4 protein-coding genes and 1 pseudogene are annotated in these 6815 nt (G+C 73.5%); 2 read left to right on the forward strand and 3 right to left on the reverse strand.

The genetic code is table 11. The features are described from left to right. Positions 1 to 9 precede the first annotated feature (9 nt). From CRP39_RS17145 to yaaA, 3 genes are all read right to left on the reverse strand, one after another. The gene (locus tag CRP39_RS17145; protein WP_097207570.1) at positions 10 to 1431 is read right to left on the reverse strand and encodes an amidase; all 1422 of its coding nucleotides are present in this window, start codon (positions 1429 to 1431) and stop codon (positions 10 to 12) included. A 247-nt stretch (positions 1432 to 1678) separates the two neighbouring features. After that, the gene (locus tag CRP39_RS17150; RefSeq protein WP_245853932.1) at positions 1679 to 4294 is read right to left on the reverse strand and encodes a SpoIIE family protein phosphatase; all 2616 of its coding nucleotides are present in this window, start codon (positions 4292 to 4294) and stop codon (positions 1679 to 1681) included. A 149-nt stretch (positions 4295 to 4443) separates the two neighbouring features. Further along, positions 4444 to 5202, reverse strand: coding sequence for a peroxide stress protein YaaA (yaaA, locus tag CRP39_RS17155; protein WP_097207571.1), 759 nt, complete (start codon positions 5200 to 5202; stop codon positions 4444 to 4446). A 46-nt stretch (positions 5203 to 5248) separates the two neighbouring features. On the opposite strand from yaaA, the pseudogene CRP39_RS17160 reads away from it, so the two are divergent. Both CRP39_RS17160 and CRP39_RS17165 read left to right on the forward strand, forming a co-directional pair. Then, positions 5249 to 5462, forward strand: a pseudogene (locus CRP39_RS17160) (transposase); the annotation flags it as partial. A 269-nt stretch (positions 5463 to 5731) separates the two neighbouring features. Then, positions 5732 to 6571, forward strand: a complete 840-nt coding sequence (locus CRP39_RS17165) for a hypothetical protein (RefSeq protein ID WP_143426681.1) — start codon at positions 5732 to 5734, stop codon at positions 6569 to 6571. Positions 6572 to 6815 lie beyond the last annotated feature (244 nt).

Below are 6815 nucleotides of genomic sequence, written 5' to 3' on the forward strand. Positions count from 1 at the left end.
TAGACGACGTCAGAGGGCGGGGTGCCGCCGGCCGAAGAGGGTCGCCTGCTCGAAGGCGTGACCCACTTCGAGCACCCGGCGGTCGGCCCGCGGTGAGGCGATGACCTGCAAACCGATCGGCAGCCCGTCCGGGGTGAAACCGCCCGGCACCGACAGCGCCGGGCAGCCGGTGGGCGTGATGAGCGTGCAGGCGCGCATCCACTCCAGGTAGTCGTCCAGCTTCACACCGTTTATCTCCGTGGGGTACTCCTGCTCGACCGGGAAGGGCAGCACCTGCGTCGTCGGCGCGAGCAGGACGTCGTAGCGGTCGAAGAAGGCGACCACCCGCTCGTAGAGGGCGGTGTGCACCATCTCCGCCCGCGCGACGTCGGAGCCCGACAGCTTCGCGCCCCTCTCCGCGTTCCAGCGGATCGACTCCTTCACCTGGTCCGGGTGCTGCCGGGCCAGGTCGGAGAAGGAGGCGTCGAACAGCCAGGCGCGCAGCGTGCCGAAGACGTCGTCGGCGCCGGAGAGGTCGGGGCAGTCCGCCTCCACCGTGGCGCCGAGCTCCTCGAAGACCCGGACGGAGTCGGCCAGCACCGCGGTGACCGCCGGGTCGACGGTGATCCGGCCACCGAGGTCGGGCGCCCAGGCCACCCGCAGGCCGTCCAGCCGCTCGGGCAGCGGCGCGGCGAAGGGAGCACCGGGGTCGCCGAGCGCGATCGGCACCCGCGGGTCCGGCCCGGCCACCGCGGACAGCGCCAGCGCGACGTCGGCCACCGTGCGCCCCATCGGACCCTGGACCGACATCTGCGACCAGCCGATCGGCGCCGGCCACGTCGGCACCCGGCCCGGCGTGGGCCGCAGCCCCACGACGTTGCAGAACGCCGCCGGGTTGCGCAGCGAGCCACCCATGTCGCTGCCCTCGGCCAGCGGTACGAACCCCGCCGCCAGGGCTGCCGCCGCGCCGCCGCTGGACCCCCCGGCCGACAGGCCGTGCCGGTACGGGTTGTGGGTCACGCCGAAGAGCGTGTTGAACGTGTGCGAGCCGGCAGCGAACTCCGGGGTGTTGGTCTTGCCCACGCGGATCGCGCCCGCCGCCCGCAGCCGGGCGACAACCAGCTCGTCGTCGGCCGGGACGGTGTCGGCGTGCAGCGGCGACCCCCACGTGGTGCGCATGCCGCCCGTGGCGTGGGTGTCCTTGTGCGCGACCGGCAGCCCGTGCAGCGGACCGACCTCCGCCCCGGCGGCCAGGGCGGCGTCGGCGGCGTCGGCCGCGGTGCGGGCACCCTCGGTGTCGAGGGTGACGATCGCGTTGACCCGCGGGTCGAGCCGCTCGATGCGGTCCAGGCAGGCGTCGGTCAGTTCCCGGGACGACAGCTGCCGGGAGCGGATCAGTGCGGCCAGTTCCGTCGCGGGGCGCAGGCACAGCTCGTCAGTGGTGGCGGTCACCGGACGAGGTTGCCACAACGACCATCGTCGGCCTACCGGCCGACACCGCGGCCCGGTGCCGTCCCGGCCGGCGTGGAGCACCGGACACCGGTCCCTGCTCGGGGAGCCTCCGGCCCCCGCTCCCAGGGACCGACACCGCGGCCAGGTGCCGTCCCGGCCGGCGTGGAGCACCGGACACCCGTCCCTGCTCGGGGAGCCTCCGGCCCCCGCTCCCAGGGACCGACACCGCGGCCAGGTGCCGACCCGGTCAGCTCGCCGGGTCGCCGGGGACGACGCCGGGCACGACGCCAGGCACGACGGCGCTGCCCGGCTCCGGCGGACGCGGTCGGTCCTGCGGCTGCAGCCGGACGGCGACCAGCGCGACGTCGTCCTCTGGGCGGCCGCCCACCAGCCGTTGGACCACCTGGTCGAGCAGTTGCTCCAACGGCAGGTCGGCCAGCTCGATGAGCGCCTCCCGCAGCCGGACCATCCCGGCGTCGAGGTCGGCGTCGCGGCGCTCGACCAGGCCGTCGGTGTAGAGGAGCACGGTCGCGCCGCGGTCGAGGGTGACCACGGACTCCTGGCGCCGGGCCTCGGGGTCGACACCGAGCAGCAGGTCGCCGCGCCAGGACGCCAGCTCCGCGACGCTGCCGTCGGGGTTGATCACCAGCGGCGGCAGGTGTCCGGCGTTGGCCCAGCGCATCCGGGTGACGCCGCGCTCCGTCTCGTCCAGGGTCTGCTCGAACCGGGCCACCGCGGCGGTCGCCAGCACCCGCGTCTGCAGCAGCGCCATCGAGGCGTCGAGGCCGCGCAGCACCTCCGCCGGCGGGGCGTCGCTGTAGGTGGCGATACCCCGCAGGAGGCCGCGCAGCTGTCCCATGGCCGCGGCGGCCTCGGTGTCGTGGCCGACGACGTCGCCGATGACCAGCATCGTCGCGCCGCCCGGCTGCAGGAACGCGTCGTACCAGTCCCCGCCGACCCGTGCCGCCTGGACGGCCGGCTGGTAGCGGACGGCGATCTCCGCGTGGTCGGACGCCGGCGGATCGGTGAGCAGGCTGCGCTGCAACCCCTCCGCCAGCTGTTCCTGCTGGGCGTAGAGCCGGGCGTTGTCCAGGGCCAGTCCGGCGCGGGCGGCGACGTCCTGGGCGACGGCGACGTCGTCCGGGCTCGGCGCGTGCCCGTCGGCGTAGAAGAGGGTGAGCAGCCCGACGGTCCGGCCGCGGGCGCGCAGCGGCAGCGCGACCTCGGTGGCCGGCGCGAGGACGGTCAGCAGGTCCTTGGCCTCGCCGGGGGGCAGGACGTCGAGGACGTCCTCCCCGGCGAAGGTGACCGCCTCCCCGGTGTGCAGAGCCCGCGCGACCGGCGCGGTGACCGGCATGACGTCGAGCCGGACCGCCGCGTACCGCTCCAGGACCGGCCGGCTGGCCGGGTCGACGTGCCAGTGCCCGACGTCCCGGGGCCGGCCGGTGGCGTCGATGACGGTGAGGACGCAGAAGTCGCTCAGCGCCGGGACCACGAGCCGGGGCAGGCGGGTGGTCGCCGCCGTCACGTCCAGGGTGCCGGCGAGCTCGGCGCTGACCTGCGCGAGCAGGGCCAGCCGCTCGGCCGACCGCTCGGCGCGCTCGCGCACCTGCCGCCGCTCGGTGACCTCCGTGAAGTACACCGACAGCCCCTCGGGGCTCGGCCACACGCGCAGCTCGTACCAGCCGTCCAACGGGGCGGGGTAGTGGGCGTCGAAGGTGACCGGCTGCCCGGAGTCGACAGCGGTGCGGTAGCTCTCCTCGAAGACGCTGCCCAGGGCCGCGGGGAAGGCCTCCCACAGCACCTCGCCGAGCAACTCCTCGCGGCCGCGCCCCAGCAGCCGCTCGGCCTCGGCGTTCACGTGCGTGAAGCGCCACTCGCGGTCGAGGGAGTAGAAGCCGGCCGGCATCGCCTCGAGCAGCCGGGTCAGCCGGGCCTGGGCGCCGCGGTCCCCGGTCGTGTCGTAGGCGGCCCCCAGCAAGCGGGCGGCGCGCCCGTCCGGGCCCGCCAGCGTCCGCCCGCGTGCCTGGACCCAGCGGGTCTCGCCGTCCGGGCGGACCACCCGGTACTCGGCCTCGTACTCCCCGAGGGTCGCGATGGACGTGCGCAGCGCCTCGGTGACCCGCGGCAGGTCGTCGGGGTGCAGGCGGCGGTTGAACGCCTGGATCGTGCCGTCGAACTCCTCGGCGGTGTAGCCGAAGGTGGCCAGCAGCGGCTCGTCCCAGAGGAGCTCGCCGGTGCGCAGGTCCCAGTCGAAGGTGGCGACCCGACCGGCGTCCAGGGCCAGGGACCAGCGCGCCCGCTGGCGCTCCTGCTCGCCCACCAGGGCCGCGTACTGCAGCTCGGTCATCGTGAGGTCGGCGAGGTGGTACAGGGTGGCCACGTCGGCGTCCGACCACGCGTGCGGCTCCGCGTCGAAGACGCACAGCACGCCGACCACCAGGCCGGCCTCGTCGGTCAGCGGCACGCCGAGGTAGGAGCCCACCACCCGCGAGGTGACCGGGTCCAGGTCCCGGACCCGGGAGTCGGCGTGCGCGTCGGGGATGGCCAAGGGGGCGCCCAGTGCCGCGGCGAGGGCGCACGGTGACTGGTCCAGCGGTGACACCTGTCCGCGACCGCCCGGCGGGACCCCGGCGATGCCGGCGATGGTGTGGGCGTCGTCGAGGATGGAGATCTGCGCGGACCGGACGCCGAGCAGCCGCGTGGCCAGCTCGACGATCCGGTCGAGGGCAGCGGTGCCGCCGTCCGCGATGCGCAGCCGCCGCGCCGCGCGGACGCGCGCGGGGTCGCTGCGCAGCTCGCCCGCGGCCCGGGTGGCGTCGAACGCGCGCACGACGCCGTCGCGCCGCCGGATCTGCTCCACCGCAACCCTTCTCATCCGGCACACGAGCCGGCAGTGCAGCACGCTGGCCCGGCTGTTGGAGCACCACGCGTCTCCGCAGTTATGCCACCCGGAACGGCTCCGGGCAAGGAAACCGGACCCAGATCACCGCCCGCGGCCCTCGGGACGGCTCAGCGCGTGGCGTGCTCGGCCGGGACGACCAGCGTCAGCGCCGTCCCGCCGTCGTGTTCCACGTGCAACCCCGCCCGCCGCAGCAGTGCCCGGAGCCGGACGACGTCCCCCGGCTCGGCCGTGGTGGTGGCCAGCAACCGGGCGATCCGGCCCTTGTGCGCCTTGTTGAAGTGGCTGACCACAGAGCGGCTCCCGTCGGGACGCTCGCTGAGCACGTCGACCGTGACCGCGCCCGGCACCGGGGCCAGCGCGGCGTAGGAGCCGCTGCGCAGGTCGACGACGAGCTCGTCGACGGCGGCCAGCACCGGTCCCAGCACCGGCTTCCACAGCGCCCGCAGGGTGGGCTGTCCCGGCAGCGCCGAACCGGCCGAGAGCCGGTAGGCCGGGATCGCGTCGGTGCCGCGGACCAGCCCGAACAGCGCCGAGCCCACCGCCAGCCGCCGGTCGGCGCGGGCCCGCTGTCCGCGGGTCAGGGAGCGCACGTCGAGGGCGTCGTAGAGGACACCGGTGTAGCGCTCCAGCGCCGGCATCGTCGGGCTGGTGAACAGCGCGGCGTTGCGCCCGATCTCGTCGTCCTGCTTGCGGGACAGGCCGAGCGCGGCGCGGGAGGCGGGAACGTCGGCGGCCAGGTCGGCCAGCGTCTTCGTCAGTTCGGTGCGGACCGGCGTCAGCTCGGGGGAGGAGAGCGCCTCGAGGTCCAGCGGGGCGCCGTCCCCGCCGGGGGCCTTGGTCTCCGACGGCGGCAGCAGCACGAGCACGGGGACCCAGCCTAAGGACCCCCTGCCCCCACCGCTCGCAGGCTCGTGGCGGACCAACCCACTGGAGCGGCTGGGAAAGGAGATCAAGCGCCGCACCGGCGTCGTCGGCGTCGTCCGCCGCTCCGAAGCCCTGCTCCGCCTCGCCGGGGCGGTCCGGGTCGAACTGCACGACGAATGGCGGGTCTGCGACCGCCGCTACCTCCGAGAACTCCATGGCCCTGCTCGCCAGGCGCTCGGACCTCGCTCAGGAGGTGGCGCAGCGCACTCCCGGGCTGGACTCGTGCAGGCCGACGACCATCGATCGCCGGTCCGGGCGGCGTTGCCCCAGCGTGCTGCTCGATGCCCATCGCGGTCATGCTGTCGGCCCGTGGAGCGCTCGTGAACACGATATCGGCCTCTGATGAGGCCCCATCGCGACGGACACCCGTCCGAGACCGTCGGAGGTGTCTACTGACACGGTCTTGGCGGTGCGCCGCGCCATCCGGGCGCCCAGGGCTGCTGCGCTGAGACCGAGCCCGAGGGGGCAGAAATGCTCATCAAGAAGTCCTTCGAATTCGGACCGGGAACACCGCAGGCGCGTAGCCATTTCAGGACGTTCAGCGTGCCGGCCAGGTCCAGGGTCAGCGTCGCGGTCGACGACATGTCCATCTCCGCGCCGACGCCGGGCGGGATACCGGTGGTGATCGAGGTGCGGTCCGCAACCGCCACGAGCATCGGCTCGAGCGGGCCCGACGGGCCACTTCTCGCCACGCGGTTTGCGAACGCCAACAACTCGGGGGTCATCGCGTTCGCGAACCAGAGCTTCACCAGTGACTTCGGATGCCCCAGCAGCTGGCGCGTCCGTGTCCGTTCCACCCAACAGGCCGTGCCCGCCAGAGTCTCCGGCACCATCATCTTCGATGCCGACCCGCCCGACTCGGTGAGACTCGAGATGACCGGTTCCGACACTCAGAACCTCGATACGAACGTCACTGCAGCCCGCACACTCAGGGGCAGGGACGCGGCTGGGAACGCAACGGGATTCATCGGCACCGGATCGTTCCGGATCAAGGCGAAGTGGCATACCGATCCGGCCGACATCCTCAATTTTGGGGCATTCCGACCGCTCACCGTCGCACTACTACGCCCTGATGGAACGGTCGCGGCCAGCGAGACCGGGCTCTCCAGTCACGCCAATGTGCCCAATGGGCAGAAGGTGGACTTCTCATACCAGTCGACGAGCCAGGACTCGACGTCGACCGGCGTCTGGGGACTGCGGATCACGAACAACTCCTCGTCGCGGATAGTCGACTTCGACATCGATCGGGGAAGTGACCCCAACCCTGCCCTGTCCAACTTCTCCAGCACGTTCACCGGGCGCTGTGAATGACCCCTCGCTGGAGGGCTGCGCCGCGGCCCCTGTGACGGGGACGGGTCTGGGACATGGCCCCAGGTGTGCCCGGCAAGCCGTCCGCCAGGAAGGACGACGCCGATCGTCACGCGGCCACGATCGAGGCGGACGAGGTACGCGGCACGTACAGCTGATAGCCGTTGACCCCGTTTCCGCGGGAACGTCCTGACGACGTTTCCGCAGTGGACGGGAGGTTGTCGTGGGCTTGCTGCAGGAGGCGCTT

The sequence above is a fragment of the Geodermatophilus sabuli genome (genome assembly GCF_900215145.1).
GTDB lineage: Bacteria > Actinomycetota > Actinomycetes > Mycobacteriales > Geodermatophilaceae > Geodermatophilus > Geodermatophilus sabuli.

Excerpts from the sequence above, each read along its gene's own strand:
- CRP39_RS17165 (WP_143426681.1), top strand. The coding sequence starts at position 5,732 with ATGCTCATCAAGAAGTCCTTCGAATTCGGACCGGGAACACCGCAGGCG.